The organism is Sphingomonas sp., assembly GCF_036388435.1.
Classification (GTDB): domain Bacteria; phylum Pseudomonadota; class Alphaproteobacteria; order Sphingomonadales; family Sphingomonadaceae; genus Sphingomonas.
The window spans coordinates 1-14,564 of the sequence record NZ_DASVRV010000015.1 but is presented as its reverse complement, the minus strand read 5'-3'; the positions used below and the strand labels follow the sequence as shown (position 1 = coordinate 14,564).

Sequence of the window (14,564 nt, the reverse complement as noted above, 5' to 3'; positions counted from 1 at the left end):
TCTCCCCTCCCTGGACAGGGAGAGGAACAAGGGGTGGGTAGACGTGAGCCGGTGGCCGATCCTATCCCGTCCCCCCACCCCCGACCCCTCCCTGTCCAGGGAGGGGGGCAAAAGGCGCTCGCCTCCCCCGCGGTGCGCCAGCGCGCCAGGGAGCTCGGCGTCGACCTGGCGCAGGTGAGGTCGGAGTCCGACCGCGTGCGCCATGCCGATCTCGACGCGTTCCTGCGCTACGGCGCCGGCCAGGGCTATGGGGCGCCCGGCGCCGGCCGCGCCCGCGCCGACGAGGCCGTCAAGGTCATCGGGATGCGCCGCCGCATCGCCGAGAACATGGCCGCGTCGAAGCGCAACATCCCGCATTTCACCTATGTCGACGAGATCGACGTGACCGAGCTGGAGCGGATGCGCGCGTCGCTGAACGACAATCGCGGCGCCCGGCCCAAGCTGACCATGCTGCCGCTGATGATCGTCGCGATCTGCCGCTCGCTGCCCGACTTCCCGATGCTCAACGCGCGCTATGACGACGAGGCGGGCGTGGTGACGCGGAGCGGCCGAGTGCATCTGGGCATGGCGACGCAGACCGATGCCGGGCTGACCGTTCCCGTCATCCACGACGCGCAGGACCGCAACGTCTGGCAGCTCGCAACGGAGATCGCGCGGCTGGCCGAGGCCGCGCGCGCGAACAAGCTCACGCCGCAGGAGATGGGCGGCGGCACGATCACCGTCACCTCGCTTGGACCGCTTGGCGGGATCGCGACGACGCCCGTCATCAACCGGCCCGAGGTCGCGATCATCGGCCCCAACAAGATCGTCGAGCGGCCGGTGTTTGACGGCGATGACATCCGCCGGGCCAAGCTGATGAACCTGTCCATCTCCTGCGACCACCGCGTCGTCGACGGCTGGGACGCGGCGAGCTATGTCCAGGCGCTCAAGCGCTATCTGGAGACCCCGGTGCTGCTCTTCGCCGATTGAGGCACTTATCCGCTCCCTGTCGCGTTCACCCGGTGGACGAGCAATGGAGACGGCGATGCCCGACAGCGACCGGAACGAAGAACCGCGGGTCTACGGACAGGCGGACGACGGCAACCGCACCCCGCCCGCGCCCCAGGGAATGCGCGGCGAGAATGGCGACACGCTGGTGCCCGCCGATCCCGAGCAGGTGCATGAGGAACGGGTAGCGGCCGGCCGGCGCGTCGTGGTGGAGGAGGTGTCCGGCACCGTATTCGCCGAATCGTCGGGCCGCGCCGGCCTGGCGCAGGAGCGCGCCAAGGCCGATGACGGGATCGGCTAGCCCCGCCGTTTCTGGAACGATCCCGCCAGCTTGCGCGCGACCATGCGCGGCGCGAAGCGGACCGCGTCGGCCATCAGCGTGTTCACCGCACCCGATATCTTAACGGCGCTGTTCGTGCGGATCGCGGCCAGGCCGTCGCGGACGACGGTGTCGGCATCGCTGGCGATCGCGTCGAAGGCGGCCATGTCGCCCATACCCGCGCGGTCGGCGAATTCGGTGCGGGTCGGGCCGGGGCAGAGCGCGGAGACGCGCACGCCCGATCCGCGCACCTCTTCGTGCAGCGCCTCCGAGAAGCTCAGCACGAAGGCCTTGCTGGCATAATAGACCGCCATCCAGGGGCCGGGCTGGAAGGCGGCGGTGGAGGCGATGTTGAGGATGGCGCCCGATCCGCGCGCGATCATCTGCGGCAGCACGCCGTGCGCGAGCGCGACCAGCGCGCGGCAGTTGAGGTCGACCATGCCGAGCTGTTCGTCGCGGTCGAGCGCCGCGAAATCGCCACGCGCGCCGTAACCGGCATTGTTGACGAGCAGGTCGATCGTGAGCCCCGCCGCCGCGATGTCGGCGAGCAGGCGCGCGGGCGCGGCGGGATCGGCCAGGTCAGCGGCGAGGACATGGACGGCGACACCGTGCGCGGCGCGCAGCTCGGCGGCCAGCGCCTCCAACCGGTCGGTCCGGCGCGCGGTCAGGATCAGCGTGTGATCCTGGGCGGCGAGCGCGCGGGCGAAACCGGCGCCGAGGCCGGCGGACGCGCCGGTGATGAGTGCGGTGGGCATGGGTTCGGCTCCGATGTTGCGCGGTCGAGCCTCCGCTTGAGCGGCAGGAAAAGCAAGCGGGCCGGCCTTGCCCGACGCGCAGGTCGCTTGCGCCGCCAAGCCGCACCCGCGAAGGCGCGCGCATGAACAAGCGCCTTCCCATCGACTCGGGCATCCTGCTGGGCATCGCCGCCTATGTGCTCTGGGGGCTGATGCCGCTCTATCTGCGGCTGCTGCACGGGATTCCCGCGACGGAGGTGCTCGCGCACCGGGTGCTGTGGTCGGCCTTGCTGCTGGTGATCGTCGCGGGCGTGCTCGGGCGGCTGGGGAGCATCCGCGCGGCGGCGCGCGGGCGCACCCTGTCGCTGTTGACTGCGAGCGCGGTGCTGATCGCGGTCAATTGGCTGGTCTATATCTGGGCGGTGCAGTCCAATCGCGTGCTCGACGCGAGCCTTGGCTATTTCATCAACCCGCTGGTCAACGTCGCGCTGGGCATGGCGGTGCTGGGGGAGCGGATCAGGCCGGTCCAGGGCGTCGCGGTCGCGCTGGCGGCGGCGGGGGTGGCCGCGATGGCGCTGGCCGGCGGGGGCGGATTGTGGATATCGGTCACGCTCGCCTTGAGCTTCGGCGTCTATGGGCTGATCCGCAAGACCGTCGCGATCGACGCGCTGGGCGGGCTGCTGGTCGAGACGCTGGTGCTGGCGCCGGTGGCGGCGATCGTCCTGCTTCACGGCTGGTCGGTGGGGCAGGGGGCGTTCGGACAGGATGCGCGCACCGACTGGCTGCTGGTCCTGGCCGGCGCGGTCACCGCCGCGCCATTGCTGCTGTTCGCGGCGGCGGCACGTCGGCTGCGCCTCGCCACGCTGGGGCTGCTGCAATATCTGGGACCGACGATCCAGTTCGCGCTGGCGGTGCTGTTGTTCGGCGAGGTGCTCCGCCCGGTCCACCTCGTCACCTTCGGGCTGATCTGGGCGGGATGCGCCCTTTATGGCTGGGACAGCTGGCGGGCGGGGCGGGCGGTGGCGCCCGCCTGAATTGGTTCACGCGGAGGCGCGGAGAACGCGTGATCCACGGATCGGCCCCGCCGCGCCAGCGGCCTTGACCATCGGGCCGCAAAGCAATTTCGCCGCTGGCGCGGTCGAAGAGATCATCGAAGCAGGTCCTCTCCGCGTCTCCGCGCCTCCGCGTGAACCGACCTTCTTCAAACCTAGCGCGGCCCACCGCCTCACACGATCTCGAACAACCCGGCAGCACCCATGCCGCCGGCGGTGCACATCGACACGACGACCCACCGGACGCCGCGCTTGCGACCCTCGATCAGCGCGTGGCCGACGAGGCGGCTGCCTGTCATGCCGAAGGGATGGCCGACCGCGATCGCGCCGCCATCGACATTATACTTGTCGGGATCGATGCCGAGATGATCGCGGCAATAAAGGCATTGCGACGCGAACGCCTCGTTCAGCTCCCACAAACCGATGTCCGATACCGACAGTCCCGCGCGGTCGAGCAGCTTCGGGATCGCGAAGACCGGGCCGATGCCCATCTCGTCGGGCTCGCAGCCCGCCGCCTGGAAGCCGCGATAGATGCCGAGCACGTCGAGCCCTTCCGCCTGCGCGGTCGCGCGGTCCATCAGCAGCTGCGCCGAGGCGCCGTCGGAGAGCTGGCTGGCATTGCCCGCGGTGACGCTCGTTCCCGGCCCGCTGAACGCGCCGCCACCCCACACCGTCTTGAGCCCGCGTAGGCCCTCGACGGTGGTGCCGGGGCGGATGCCCTCGTCCTGCGCCAGCGTGACCGTCTCGGTCCCGGTCCGGTTGCCCTCCTTGTCGAACAACGCCTTTTCGACGGTGATGGGGGCGATCTCCTCGACGAAGGCGCCGCGCGCCAGCGCGGCGGCGGCACGCTGCTGCGACCGGGCGCCGTAGTCGTCCTGCGCCTCGCGCGAGATGCCGTAGCGTTCGGCGACGATCTCGGCGGTCTCGATCATCGGGATATAGGCGGCGGGCACCTTGGCGGTGACCGAGTTGTTGACGTAGCGCGGCGCGTCCTTGGTGACGGTGAAGCTGATGCTCTCCATCCCGCCCGCCAGCGCGACGTCGATCTCGTCGCACATGATCGACCGCGCGGCGAGCGCCACCGCCGTCAGCCCCGAGCCGCATTTGCGGTCGAGGGTGAAGGACGGCACCGAATGCGGCAGGCTCGACGCGAAGCTCGCCATCCGGCCGGCATTGCCGCCCTGCGTGCCCCATTGATTGCCGACGCCCCAGAAGATCTCGTCAATCCGCGTCGGGTCGATCCCCGCGCGCTCGACGGCCGCGTCCATGACATGGGCGGCGAGCACCGGCGCCTCCGTCGCGTTGAACGCGCCGCGATAGGCCTTGCCGATGGCGGTACGGGCGGTGGAGACGATCGCTGCTTCGCGCATGGAGGGGCCTTTCGTGAATGGATGCAGGCTTCGACTAACCCCTTCCGTTCGTTCTGAGTAGGGGCTGAGCTCGTCGAAGTCCCGTATCGAAGGATCGGTACGCGAAGACCTGTCCTTCGATACGGACCCTCGCTACGCCTTCGGCTACTCGGCCCCTACTCGGGACGAACGGGAGGTGGAACAATGACCGTGAGCACGACCAGGGACGGCCATGTGGCGGTGGTGACCTTCAGCCGACCGCCGCACAATTTCGCGGACTTGGCGCTGATCGAGGCGATCGGGGCCGCGTTCGACGCCGCCGATGCCGACCGCGAGGTGCGCGCGATCCTCCTGCGGTCGGAGGGACGCATCTTCTGCGCGGGCGCCGACCTCGCCAACGCCAATCCGGTCGCCGAGGAACGGCCGGCGGGGGAGCGCAACCCCTTCTACGTCGCCGCGGCGAAGCTGTTCGGGGTGGCCAAGCCCGTGGTCGCGGCGGTGCAGGGATCGGCGGTGGGCGCGGGGCTGGGGCTGTCGCTGGTCGCCGATTTCCGGGTGGCGGCGCCCGAGGCGCGGTTCGTGGCGAATTTCGTCCAGCTCGGTTTCCATCCTGGGTTCGGCATCTCGGCGGTGCTGGAGCGGGTCGTCGGGCGGCAGCGCGCGCTGACGATGCTGCTGACGGGGCGGCGGATCGGCGGCGAGCAGGCGTTCGATTGGGGGCTGGCCGACCAGCTCGTCGCGGCCGGCGGGCTGGACGACGCCGCGCTGGCGCTGGCGCGGGAGATCGCGACGGGGGCGCCGTTGGCGGTCCGATCGACGCGGGCGACGCTCAGGGGCGACCTGGCCGCGCTGGTGGCGGCGGCGACCGATCATGAGCTGGCGGAGCAGGCGTGGCTGCAGAAGACGCGGGATTTCGCTGAAGGGGTGCGGGCGGTGAACGAGCGGCGGCCAGGGCGGTTCTTGGGGGAGTGATGGGGGAAAGTAGAAGGGGCGTCGTGGCGAAGCCACGCCGTCGGACGACACGCGCGAGATCGGCTCGTGCGGTCGCCGGCCGAGGAGCTTGTTCTCTGCGTTAGGCTGCGCCTACCGCATCAGGACGAGCTCCTCGGCCATCGTCGGATGCAAGGCGACCGTCGCGTCGAAATCGTCCTTGGTCAGCCGCGCCTTGATCGCCACCGCCGCCGCCTGGAGGATTTCGGGCGAGTCGGGCCCGATCATGTGCAGCCCGACGATGCGCCCCGTCTCGCCCTCGCAGATCATCTTGTAGAGCGCGCGCTCGTTGCGGCCCGCCAGCACGTTCTTCATCGGGCGGAAGTCGGAGGTGTAGACCTTGACCGACCCCAGCGCGTTGCGGGCCTCGCCCTCGGTCATGCCGACGGCGGCGATGGGCGGGTGGCTGAACACCGCGGCGGGGACATTGGTATAGTCGACGACCGTCGGCTTGCCCCCGAACACCGTGTCGGCGAAGGCCTGGCCCTCACGGATGGCGATGGGGGTCAGCTGGATGCGGTTGGTCACGTCGCCGATCGCATAGATGCTCTCGCAGGTCGAGCGGTTGTCCGCGCCCACGCGCACCGCGCCGTTGGCATCGAGCTCGACCCCCGCCGTCTCCAGCCCCAGCCCGCGCGTGTTGGGCGCACGGCCGGTGGCGAACATGACCAGGTCGACCGTCAGCGGGTCGTGGTTGGTCATGCTGACGGTGAAGCTGCCGTCCGCATTCTTCTCCACCGCCTCGAACCGCGCGTTGAAGCGGAAATCGATGCCCTTGGTCATCGATATGGTCAGCAGCCGGTCCCTGATCTGCGCGTCATACCCGCGCAGGATCACGTCCGACCGGTTCATCAGCGTCACCGCCGCACCGAATTCATTGAAGATGCCCGCGAACTCATTGGCGATATAGCCCGCCCCGGCGATCAGCACGCGCTTCGGGATTTCGGGCAGGTGGAACGCCTCGTTCGAGGTGATGCCATGCTCGCGGCCGGGGAAGTCGGGAACGACCGGATGCGCGCCCACCGCCACCAGGATGGTGCGCGCCGTCACCTCGCGGCCGCTGGCGAGCTTGACGCTGTTCGGCCCGGTGACCGTCACGCGCTCATGGATGATCGCCACCCCGTGATTCTCGAGCGTGGTCGTATAGGCGGCGTTGAGCCGATCGACATCGGCGAGCACATTATCGCGCAGGGTCGGCCAGTGGAACGCGCATTCGGGAACGTTCCACCCGAACCGCCGCGCATCCTTTAGGTCCTCCGCGAAATGCGCGCCGTAGATGAGCAGCTTCTTGGGCACGCAGCCGCGGATGACGCAGGTGCCCCCCACCCGGTGCTCCTCCGCGACCGCGACGCGCGCCCCGTGCGCGGCGGCGACGCGCGACGCGCGGACCCCGCCGGAGCCCGCGCCGATGGTGAGGAGGTCGTAGTCGTAGATGTCGGGCATCAATTCACTCCGGGATCGAGGTCCAGCGCCGACCTGAGGCCGAGATGCGCGACGAACGGATCGAAATCACGATCGCTATATAGAAGCGGAATGCCATCCAAGATGCAGCGTGTGGCGATCAGCGTATCGATCGTAGTCCGAACCGTAAGGCCTCGGCCACGAAGGGCACGGTAGTGCCCGGCCGCAGCTATCGCTACTTTCCCGTTCACGATCGTGATGGGCTCGTACGTCCGCAATCGATCAAGAAGCCGCCGCGCGTGCGCATCGTCACGTGCGCCCTGAAGGACTTCGGTCAGGACCAGATCGCCGATAGCGAGAGCCTGCTTCTCATTGATGAACCCAAGTAGACGGAGAACCTGAGGTGTGGCCCGATCCGCGAACAGGTCGATCCAAACGCTGGTGTCGATCAGGATCATCCGTGGTCGGGCAGCGGCTTATCTGTCCTCATCGATTCGAGATCGCCTTCCCAACCAATTCCCTTGAGTTCCATGAACGCCCGGAGCTGTCGCTTGGCTCGCACCATATGCTGTAGAGCCGCCTCGACCGTCTCACGCTTGGTTTTCGTGCCGAGCGCCTTCATGGCCTCCGCCATCAACGCCTCATCAATCTCGATATTGGTCCTCATGTGTATAGCTCCCGTACGTACTACACATAGGCACATGATCGCCCTCAGTCCAGACCGGCCCGCCGGATCAGGTCGGTGGTCGACGCGTCGAAGTCGCCGCCGCCCTTGGCCGCGGCCTTGGCCATTTCCTTGCCCAGCTCGACGCCGAACTGGTCGAACGAGTTGATGCCCAGCAGCACCCCGCTCACGAACACCCGGTGTTCGTAGAAGGCGATCAGCGCGCCCAGGGTACGCGGGTCGAGCTGGTCGAGGAGCAGGGTCGAGGAGGGCCGGTCGCCGCCATAGCTGCGCGCGGGGTCCTCGGCCTGTTTGCCCTGCATCAGCGCCGCGCCCTGCGCGAAGGCGTTGAGGAGCAGCAGCCGGTGATGCTCCTCGTCGAGGATGTCGCCGGGCTCGATCACCGCGACGAATTCGACGGGGACAAGGTGGGTGCCCTGGTGAAGGAGCTGGAACACCGCGTGCTGCGCGTCGGTGCCGACCCCGCCCCAGGTGATCGGCGCGGTCGGCCGGCCGACGGGCCGACCGTCGGTCGTCACGCCCTTGCCGTTCGATTCCATCTCCAGCTGCTGGAGATAGCTGGGGAGCAGTCGCAGCCGCTCGTCATAGGCGAAGGTGGCGCGCGTCTCGGCGCCACGGACCTGGGTGTAATAAAGGTCGGCGAAGGCGGCGAGGGCGGGGGCGTTCTCGTGGAGCGCGGCCAGGCGGAAATGCCGGTCCATCTCGGCGGCGCCGTCGAGCAGTTCCTGGAACGCGTCCCAGCCCAGCTTGATCGCGGCGGGAAAGCCGATCGACGACCACAGCGAATAACGCCCGCCCACGCCTTCGGAAAAGGGCAGCACCCGCGTTTCGTCGACGCCCCATTCGATCGCGGCGTCAGGCGCGGCGGTGAGCGCGATGACGCGGCCATAGGGGTCCTCGACCCCGTGTTCGACCATCCAGCTGATCGTCGACTGGGCGTTCAGGATCGTCTCGGTCGTGGTGAAGGTCTTGGACGCGACGACGAGCAGGGTGGCGGCGGGGTCGAAGCGCGCGAACGCCTCCTCCAGCGCGGAGCCGTCGACGTTGGACACGATCGCCACGTCGTAGCGCTCATTCTCGCGCCCCAGCGCGTCGACGAGCAGATCGGGGCCGAGCGCGGAGCCGCCGATGCCGACATGCAGGATGTGGCGTACGGGGCCGAACGCCTCCGCTTCGATCGCATCGATCACCGCGCGCATCCGCGCGTGATAGGCGGCGGCGCGTTGGACGCTTTCGGGCTTGCCCTCGCCGCGCTCGGCGGTGTGCTCGACGGGGCGGCCCTCGGTGACGTTGACGGGCTCGCCCGCGAACATCGCCTCGCGCTTGCCGGCCAGGTCGCAGGCGCGCGCCAGTTGCTCGAAAGCGGCGATCGCGTCGGCGGTCAGATGGGTCTTGGACCAGTCGAAATGGATGCCCGCCACGTCGAGCGACAGCCGCGCGAGCCGGTCGGGGTCGTTTCCGAACAGGTCGGAAAGCCGGGGCGAGGGCAGGGCTTCGATCGCGGTCCAGTCTGCGGCCATGCTTGGTAACTCCGATTGGTGGCGCGCAGGTAATGCCGCGCGCGGGGCGGCGCCACCAGCAAAAGCGGCGAACCTTGACGCGTTGAACGCGGTCGCGCAGTTAATCGGACCATGGCCATCACCCCCAAGCGGTCCGCGCCGCGCTCGGAAGGCGCGGAAACGCTGCGCTTCCTGCTCAAACTCGCGCTGTTCGTGCTGCTGTTCCGATCCTTCGTGCTCGCGCCCTTCGTAATCCCGTCGGAATCGATGCTGCCCCGCCTGCTGATCGGCGACTATCTGCTCGTGAGCAAATGGAATTACGGCTATTCGCGCTGGTCGCTGCCCTGGGGACTGCCGCTGATCCCGGGCCGCATCCTCGGCTCGCAGCCCGAGCGCGGCGACGTGGCGGTGTTCCGGGCGAACCCGCTGAACGATCATGACGTCATCAAGCGCGTGATCGGCCTGCCGGGCGACACGGTGCAGATGCGCGGCGGCCGGCTGTTCCTGAGCGGCCGCGCGATCCCCAAGCGCCGCGTCGCCGACTTCACGGTGCCGATCACCCCCAATTACACCTGCCCCTCGCAATTTCAGGATGTCGGCACCGACGGCCCGATCTGCCGCTATCGCCGTTACCGCGAGACGCTGCCGGGCGGGCGGAGCTACGACGTGCTCGATCAGGCGGACATACCCGCGGCCGACGACACGGAGGTCTTCACCGTGCCCGCCGGGCATCTGTTCATGATGGGCGACAATCGCGACAATAGCGGCGACAGCCGCTTCGCGCCCCCGGTCGGCTTCCATTTCGTGCCCCAGGCCAATCTGGAAGGCCGCGCGCTCGTCACCTTCTTCTCGACCGACGGCAATGCCGAATGGCTCAAGCCCTGGACCTGGGTCTCGGCGGCGCGGTTCGAGCGGATCGGCGAGACGTTTTGAGCGAGCTGCCCCGCTGGCTGGAACAGGTGTTCGGCCGCCCGCCGGTCGACCTGGCCCGCTTCGAGCGCGCGCTGACGCATTCGAGTCAGAGCGAACACAATTACGAACGCCTCGAATTCCTCGGCGACCGGGTGCTGGGGCTCGGCATGGCCGAATGGCTGTTCGAGCTTTTCCCCGCCGAGCCCGAGGGCAATCTGTCCAAACGCTTCAACACCCTGGTGTCGGGGGCGACCTGCGCCGAAATCGCGCGCGAACTGGGTGCGCGCGATCATCTGCGCCTGGGCAAGCAGGCGCGCGACGACGGCGCGCTCGACAGCGACAATGTGCTGGGCGACGTGATGGAATCGCTGCTCGGCGCCTTTTATCTCGAGGCCGGGCTCGACCCCGCGCGCGCCTTTGTGCGCCGGGCCTGGGCCGACCGGGTCCACGCCCAGGACAAGGCGCCCCAGCATCCCAAGTCGCAGCTCCAGGAATGGGCCGCCGCCAACAATCGCAAGCCCCCCGAATACAGCATCGCCGACCGGTCGGGGCCGCACCACGCCCCGCGCTTCACCGTCGTCGTCCGCGTCGGGCGCCAGCACGAGGCGCGCGCGACCGGCGCCAGCAAGCAGGAGGCGGAGACCGCCGCCGCGAAGACGCTGCTGCGTCAACTCAAGGGGTGACGCCAGGCGCCCGCGCGCCTAATCGCACGCCATGACTGAACAGAAATGCGGCCTCGTCGCGGTCGTCGGCGCCCCCAATGCCGGCAAGTCCACATTGGTCAACGCGCTGGTCGGCCAGAAGGTCGCCATCGTCAGCCCCAAGGCGCAGACCACGCGCACCAAGCTGCTGGGCGTCGCGATCGAGGGCGACGCGCAATTGCTGCTCGTCGACACGCCCGGCATCTTCGAGCCGCGCCGCCGCCTCGACCGCGCGATGGTCGCCGCCGCCTGGGAGGGGGCGGAGGGCGCCGACATCATCGCGCTGGTCGTCGACGGCCGGGGCGGGCTCGGCCCCAAGGTCACCTCGATCGCCGAGCGGATCGCCAGCCGGCCCGAGCCCAAGCATCTGGTGCTCAACAAGGTCGACATCGCCGACAAGGCGAAATTGCTGGGCCATGCCGAGAAGCTGAACGCGGTCGTGCCCTTCGACGAGATCTGGTTCGTCAGCGCGCAGACCGGCGACGGACTGCCCGAGCTGAAATCGGCGCTGGCCGGGATGATGCCCGTCGGGCCGTGGCATTATCCCGCCGACCAGGTGTCCGACGCGACCGAACGCGCGCTCGCCGCGGAGGTGACGCGCGAGCAGCTCTACCTCCAGCTCCACGCCGAGCTGCCCTATGCCAGCGCGGTCGAGACGGAGAAATATCAGGAACGCGCCGACGGGTCGGTCGAGATCCACCAGCAGATCCTGGTCGAGCGCCCGACCCAGCGCGCCATCGTCCTGGGCAAGGGCGGCGCGCGCATCAAGGAGATCAGCGCGCGCGCCCGCGTCCAGCTCGCGACGCTGATGGAGCGGCCGGTCCACCTCTACCTCCACGTCAAGGTCAAGGAGGGCTGGGCCGACGACCGGGAGGTCTACCGGGACATGGGGCTCGACTGGGTGGAATAAGCCCGGCGCGCGAGCAGTTCGTCCACCCAGGCGGGCACCAGCGCGCCCGCCAGGCCGAGCCGCGTCTCGTCGAACCAGTCGCTCCCGGCCGACCGTTCCAGATTGAGCTCCAGCGTCCGCGCGCCGCTCCTCGCCGCCACCTGGACGAACCCCGCCGCCGGATAGACCGCGCCCGACGTGCCGATCGACACGAACAGGTCCGCCCCCGCGACCGCGCGCTCGATCCGCTCCATCGAATAGGGCATCTCGCCGAAGAACACGATGTCGGGGCGCAAAGCCGGCGCGGCGCAGGCCGGGCAGGGGGTTCCGGGCGGCAGCGGCCCGGCCCAGCGCCGCCGCTCGCCGCAGCGGGCGCAGAGCGCGGCGTTCAGCTCGCCATGCATGTGCACCAGCCGCGTCGATCCGGCGCGTTCGTGCAGGTCGTCGACATTCTGCGTCACCAGCAGCAACGCGCCCGCCCATTCCGCCTCCAGCCGCGCGAGCGCCCGGTGCGCGGCGTTCGGCTCCACGCCCGCCAGCGCGGCGCGGCGCTCGTCGTAGAAGCGGTGAACGAGCTCGGGGTCGCGGCGCAGCGCCTGGGGGGTGCAGACATCCTCCACCCGGTGCCCCTCCCACAGCCCGCCCGGCCCGCGAAAGGTGGCGAGCCCGCTTTCGGCGGACACGCCCGCGCCGGTGAGGATTACGAGGGTCTGGAGTTCACGCATCGCCCGCGCTTAGCCGATCGAGGGGATGTCCGCTAAGGGTGGAAAGCGGAGGCTCGCTCAGATTGTGGCGAGCAGCCGCTTCTGTCGCGCGGGCGCGGTATCCGCGACGAGGTAGGAGGCATCGAACTCCCCGGCACTCGCGAGCGCTTCCCAGTCGTGAATCCGCACCCGCCCGCCTTTCAACGTCGCCAGTTCTTGCTCGCGCAGTATCTTGAGCGACCGGTTGACGTGCACTGGCGTCAGGCCCGCCGCGTCGCCCAGATGCTCCTGCGTGATCGGAAAGGCATAGTCGAGCGTCGCCTCGCGGCCGCCGCCGGCCCGGATCGACATCTCGCAAAGGACATGGGCCAGCCGGGTCTGCGAGTTTCGCCGACCGACATCGACCACCCACTCCATCAGGATCGCCGCGTCGAGCATGCAGTCCCTCCATAACGCCTCCGCGATCGCCGGATAGCGCGCGGCCAATGCCCTGATCGCGTCATGGGGCACCCGCAGGACCGTCGTAGGGCAAAGCGCCATCAGCCCACCGACCCCGATCGGCCTCACCGCCGAGTGCAGATCGGCCATGTCGCCCGGTATGTGTAATGCGGTGATCTGCCGCGAACCGTCCACCGTCTGGCCGAAGCGCCCGACCAGCCCGGACACGATCAGGCAGCTATAGGTCGCCTCCTCGTTCATGAGAACGAAGTCTTGCCTGCTCTGGACCTGCATCGCGTGGGTCGGCAGTCGCAGCACGACCTGCTGCTCCTCCTCGGTCAGGATGGAGCGCGTCAACAAGCGGTCGACGAACATTTGTAGGGGAGTGTTGATGGACCGGTTCATGACCGAACTTCCGTCGTGCAAGCGGAAGTTTGGGAACACTGCCAGCCGTCGACGCCTGCTGGCTGATATCGAGGATAGCAGGTCTATAACACGGGTTGATAACAATGAACAATGTTCATCACGTGGCCGGTCCAGGCGATTATGGAGTCTACATGCCCGCTAATGCCCGAAGGGCATCGTCGCGGCTGTGTCCGATGCGGTAATCTGCATGACATACAGGATCAGCCCTGCCTCGTCGGTCACGTCGATCCGCCAGTCCTCGTCTTTCCAGATCAGGTCGGCATGATCCTTGAGCAGCTCGCCCACGAACCGCGCCATCTCGATACGTAGCCCCGTCAGATCGGCCTGCTCGACCTTCAACGAGGTCGCGATGTGGGACTCGGTCCGCACGTTGAGATAATAGATGGTCATGGGTACGCGCCAGAGCGGGGGCGCCCGCCGGGTCAAGAACGCCGGTTGTGCACCTCTTGTCGCCGACTCGACAGTTTTTTTCCATGGGTCGGTCGAAAATGCCCCGGCGTGAGTTGATGCGCACGGGGGCTGATTAGCTCGGGCTGGACTGAACGTCCGCAACGGGTCGATGCCGGACTACCGCTCGACGATGTGCCGCTTCATCGGCGCGAGCTTCGCCAGCAGCCGGTTCTGCGCGAAGAAGGGCACGCCTTCCGCGCGCATCGCCCATTGCAGGTTCTCGACCAGCGCGCCCATGTCGGCGCTTTGCAGCCCCATGTCCTTGTGCGCGTCCTTCATCGACCGTCCGGTATAGGTGCAACCGCCGCCGAGCAGATAGCAGAACTGCTCGCCCAATACGCGGCGCAGTCGGACCAGGTCCTGCCCCTTGAACGTATCGCCGATCCGCGGATCGGCCAGGTTGCGCGCGACGAAGCGGTCGACGATCCGCGTCACCCCTTCGCGCCGGTGAAAGGCCCGCCACACGCCGTCGTCGGCGATCGGGGTCGCGCCGGCATTGGCGGGGCTCTGGAGGTAGGGGGCGACCGGCTCCTCGACGGGAGCGGTCTGCAGCAGCAGGGCGAGCAGGATCATGGTCGTGCCTTTTCAGAATCCGGTCTGGAGCTGGACGAACAGCCCGCGCTGGTTCTTCACCGTCGCGATGTCGCCCAGATCGGCATAGGCCGCGGTCAGGGTCAGGTGGCGGTGGATGCCCCAGGCGGCGAACAGGTCATAGGCGTCGTCCTCCTGCGCGAAGCCGAGCCGGTCGGGCTTGGTGCGCAGCTCCGCGCCGACCGCGATCCGGGGGGACAGCATCAGCGCCGCCGATCCCTCGAACTGCGCGCCGTGCTTCGTGCCCTTGTCGCCGCCATGGCCCAGCAGCCCCCATTGATTGGCCTCGGTCAGGCGCAAGGTCGCGCTGACGATCAGGCTCCGCGCCAGGAAGACCTTGGTCGCGGACAGATAGTAATCGGTGCCGTTCGCCTTGCCGGCGCCGACCGCGCGAAGCACCGGTGCCCGGTCCGCGCGCTTGTGCTGCACGCCGACCG

Annotated in this window: 18 protein-coding genes; 7 read left to right on the top strand and 11 right to left on the bottom strand. The window is 68.7% G+C overall.

Features of this window, described 5'->3' with window-relative positions:
* Both VF592_RS04280 and VF592_RS04275 read left to right on the top strand, forming a co-directional pair.
* The coding region (locus VF592_RS04280; protein ID WP_331004374.1) for a dihydrolipoamide acetyltransferase family protein at nt 1-969 on the top strand (969 nt) is incomplete at its 5' end.
* A 55-nt stretch (nt 970-1,024) separates the two neighbouring features.
* On the top strand, nt 1,025-1,288 hold the full coding sequence (locus VF592_RS04275; protein WP_331004373.1) for a hypothetical protein: 264 nt from the start codon (nt 1,025-1,027) through the stop codon (nt 1,286-1,288).
* Here VF592_RS04275 and VF592_RS04270 read toward each other — a convergent pair.
* The gene (locus VF592_RS04270; protein WP_331004372.1) at nt 1,285-2,061 is read right to left on the bottom strand and encodes an SDR family oxidoreductase; all 777 of its coding nucleotides are present in this window, start codon (nt 2,059-2,061) and stop codon (nt 1,285-1,287) included. The genes VF592_RS04275 and VF592_RS04270 overlap by 4 nt on opposite strands.
* A 122-nt stretch (nt 2,062-2,183) precedes the next feature.
* Between VF592_RS04270 and rarD the strand changes: the two genes are divergently transcribed.
* Nucleotides 2,184-3,074: an EamA family transporter RarD gene (gene rarD / locus VF592_RS04265; protein ID WP_331004371.1), complete on the top strand. Its 891-nt coding sequence runs from the start codon at nt 2,184-2,186 to the stop codon at nt 3,072-3,074.
* 191 nt (nt 3,075-3,265) lie between these two features.
* On the opposite strand, the gene VF592_RS04260 is transcribed toward rarD, so the two are convergent.
* Nucleotides 3,266-4,462, bottom strand: a complete 1,197-nt coding sequence (locus VF592_RS04260) for an acetyl-CoA C-acyltransferase (protein ID WP_331004370.1) — start codon at nt 4,460-4,462, stop codon at nt 3,266-3,268.
* Between the two features lie 183 nt (nt 4,463-4,645).
* Here VF592_RS04260 and VF592_RS04255 point away from each other — a divergent pair, with 183 nt between their 5' ends.
* Nucleotides 4,646-5,413: an enoyl-CoA hydratase/isomerase family protein gene (locus VF592_RS04255; protein ID WP_331004369.1), complete on the top strand. Its 768-nt coding sequence runs from the start codon at nt 4,646-4,648 to the stop codon at nt 5,411-5,413.
* 111 nt (nt 5,414-5,524) lie between these two features.
* Here the strand turns inward: VF592_RS04255 and gorA are convergent, their stop codons facing one another.
* Genes gorA through pgi form a run of 4 tightly spaced genes read right to left on the bottom strand, consistent with a single transcriptional unit; the run spans nt 5,525 to nt 9,037 of the window.
* Nucleotides 5,525-6,874, bottom strand: a complete 1,350-nt coding sequence (gene gorA, locus VF592_RS04250) for a glutathione-disulfide reductase (RefSeq protein WP_331004368.1) — start codon at nt 6,872-6,874, stop codon at nt 5,525-5,527.
* Nucleotides 6,874-7,290, bottom strand: a complete 417-nt coding sequence (vapC, locus tag VF592_RS04245; protein WP_331004367.1) for a type II toxin-antitoxin system VapC family toxin — start codon at nt 7,288-7,290, stop codon at nt 6,874-6,876. Before vapC ends, gorA begins: the two co-directional genes overlap by 1 nt.
* A complete protein-coding gene (locus VF592_RS04240; RefSeq protein WP_331004366.1) occupies nt 7,287-7,499 on the bottom strand; it encodes a type II toxin-antitoxin system VapB family antitoxin in 213 nt (70 codons plus the stop codon). Before VF592_RS04240 ends, vapC begins: the two co-directional genes overlap by 4 nt.
* Nucleotides 7,500-7,543: 44 nt before the next feature.
* On the bottom strand, nt 7,544-9,037 hold the full coding sequence (pgi, locus tag VF592_RS04235; RefSeq protein WP_331004365.1) for a glucose-6-phosphate isomerase: 1,494 nt from the start codon (nt 9,035-9,037) through the stop codon (nt 7,544-7,546).
* Nucleotides 9,038-9,148: 111 nt separating this feature from the next.
* Here pgi and lepB point away from each other — a divergent pair, with 111 nt between their 5' ends.
* Genes lepB through era form a run of 3 tightly spaced genes read left to right on the top strand, consistent with a single transcriptional unit; the run spans nt 9,149 to nt 11,539 of the window.
* Nucleotides 9,149-9,949: a signal peptidase I gene (gene lepB, locus VF592_RS04230; RefSeq protein ID WP_331004364.1), complete on the top strand. Its 801-nt coding sequence runs from the start codon at nt 9,149-9,151 to the stop codon at nt 9,947-9,949.
* On the top strand, nt 9,946-10,611 hold the full coding sequence (gene rnc / locus VF592_RS04225; protein WP_331004363.1) for a ribonuclease III: 666 nt from the start codon (nt 9,946-9,948) through the stop codon (nt 10,609-10,611). The genes lepB and rnc overlap by 4 nt, the downstream gene beginning before the upstream one ends.
* A 31-nt stretch (nt 10,612-10,642) precedes the next feature.
* Nucleotides 10,643-11,539: a GTPase Era gene (gene era, locus VF592_RS04220; protein ID WP_331004362.1), complete on the top strand. Its 897-nt coding sequence runs from the start codon at nt 10,643-10,645 to the stop codon at nt 11,537-11,539.
* Here the strand turns inward: era and VF592_RS04215 are convergent.
* The 5 genes from VF592_RS04215 to VF592_RS04195 form a co-directional block, all read right to left on the bottom strand.
* Nucleotides 11,506-12,243: an NAD-dependent deacylase gene (locus VF592_RS04215; protein ID WP_331004361.1), complete on the bottom strand. Its 738-nt coding sequence runs from the start codon at nt 12,241-12,243 to the stop codon at nt 11,506-11,508. The genes era and VF592_RS04215 overlap by 34 nt on opposite strands.
* Before the next feature lie 57 nt (nt 12,244-12,300).
* Nucleotides 12,301-13,017, bottom strand: a complete 717-nt coding sequence (locus VF592_RS04210; RefSeq protein ID WP_331004360.1) for a Crp/Fnr family transcriptional regulator — start codon at nt 13,015-13,017, stop codon at nt 12,301-12,303.
* A gap of 207 nt (nt 13,018-13,224) precedes the next feature.
* Nucleotides 13,225-13,476 (bottom strand): DUF6894 family protein, encoded by a 252-nt coding sequence (locus VF592_RS04205; protein ID WP_331004359.1) that lies wholly within the window; start codon nt 13,474-13,476, stop codon nt 13,225-13,227.
* A 177-nt stretch (nt 13,477-13,653) separates the two neighbouring features.
* Nucleotides 13,654-14,109, bottom strand: a complete 456-nt coding sequence (locus tag VF592_RS04200) for a group 1 truncated hemoglobin (protein ID WP_331004358.1) — start codon at nt 14,107-14,109, stop codon at nt 13,654-13,656.
* 12 nt (nt 14,110-14,121) lie between these two features.
* Nucleotides 14,122-14,564 (bottom strand): DUF3034 family protein (locus tag VF592_RS04195; protein ID WP_331004357.1); only part of this gene is annotated, 443 nt, incomplete at its 5' end.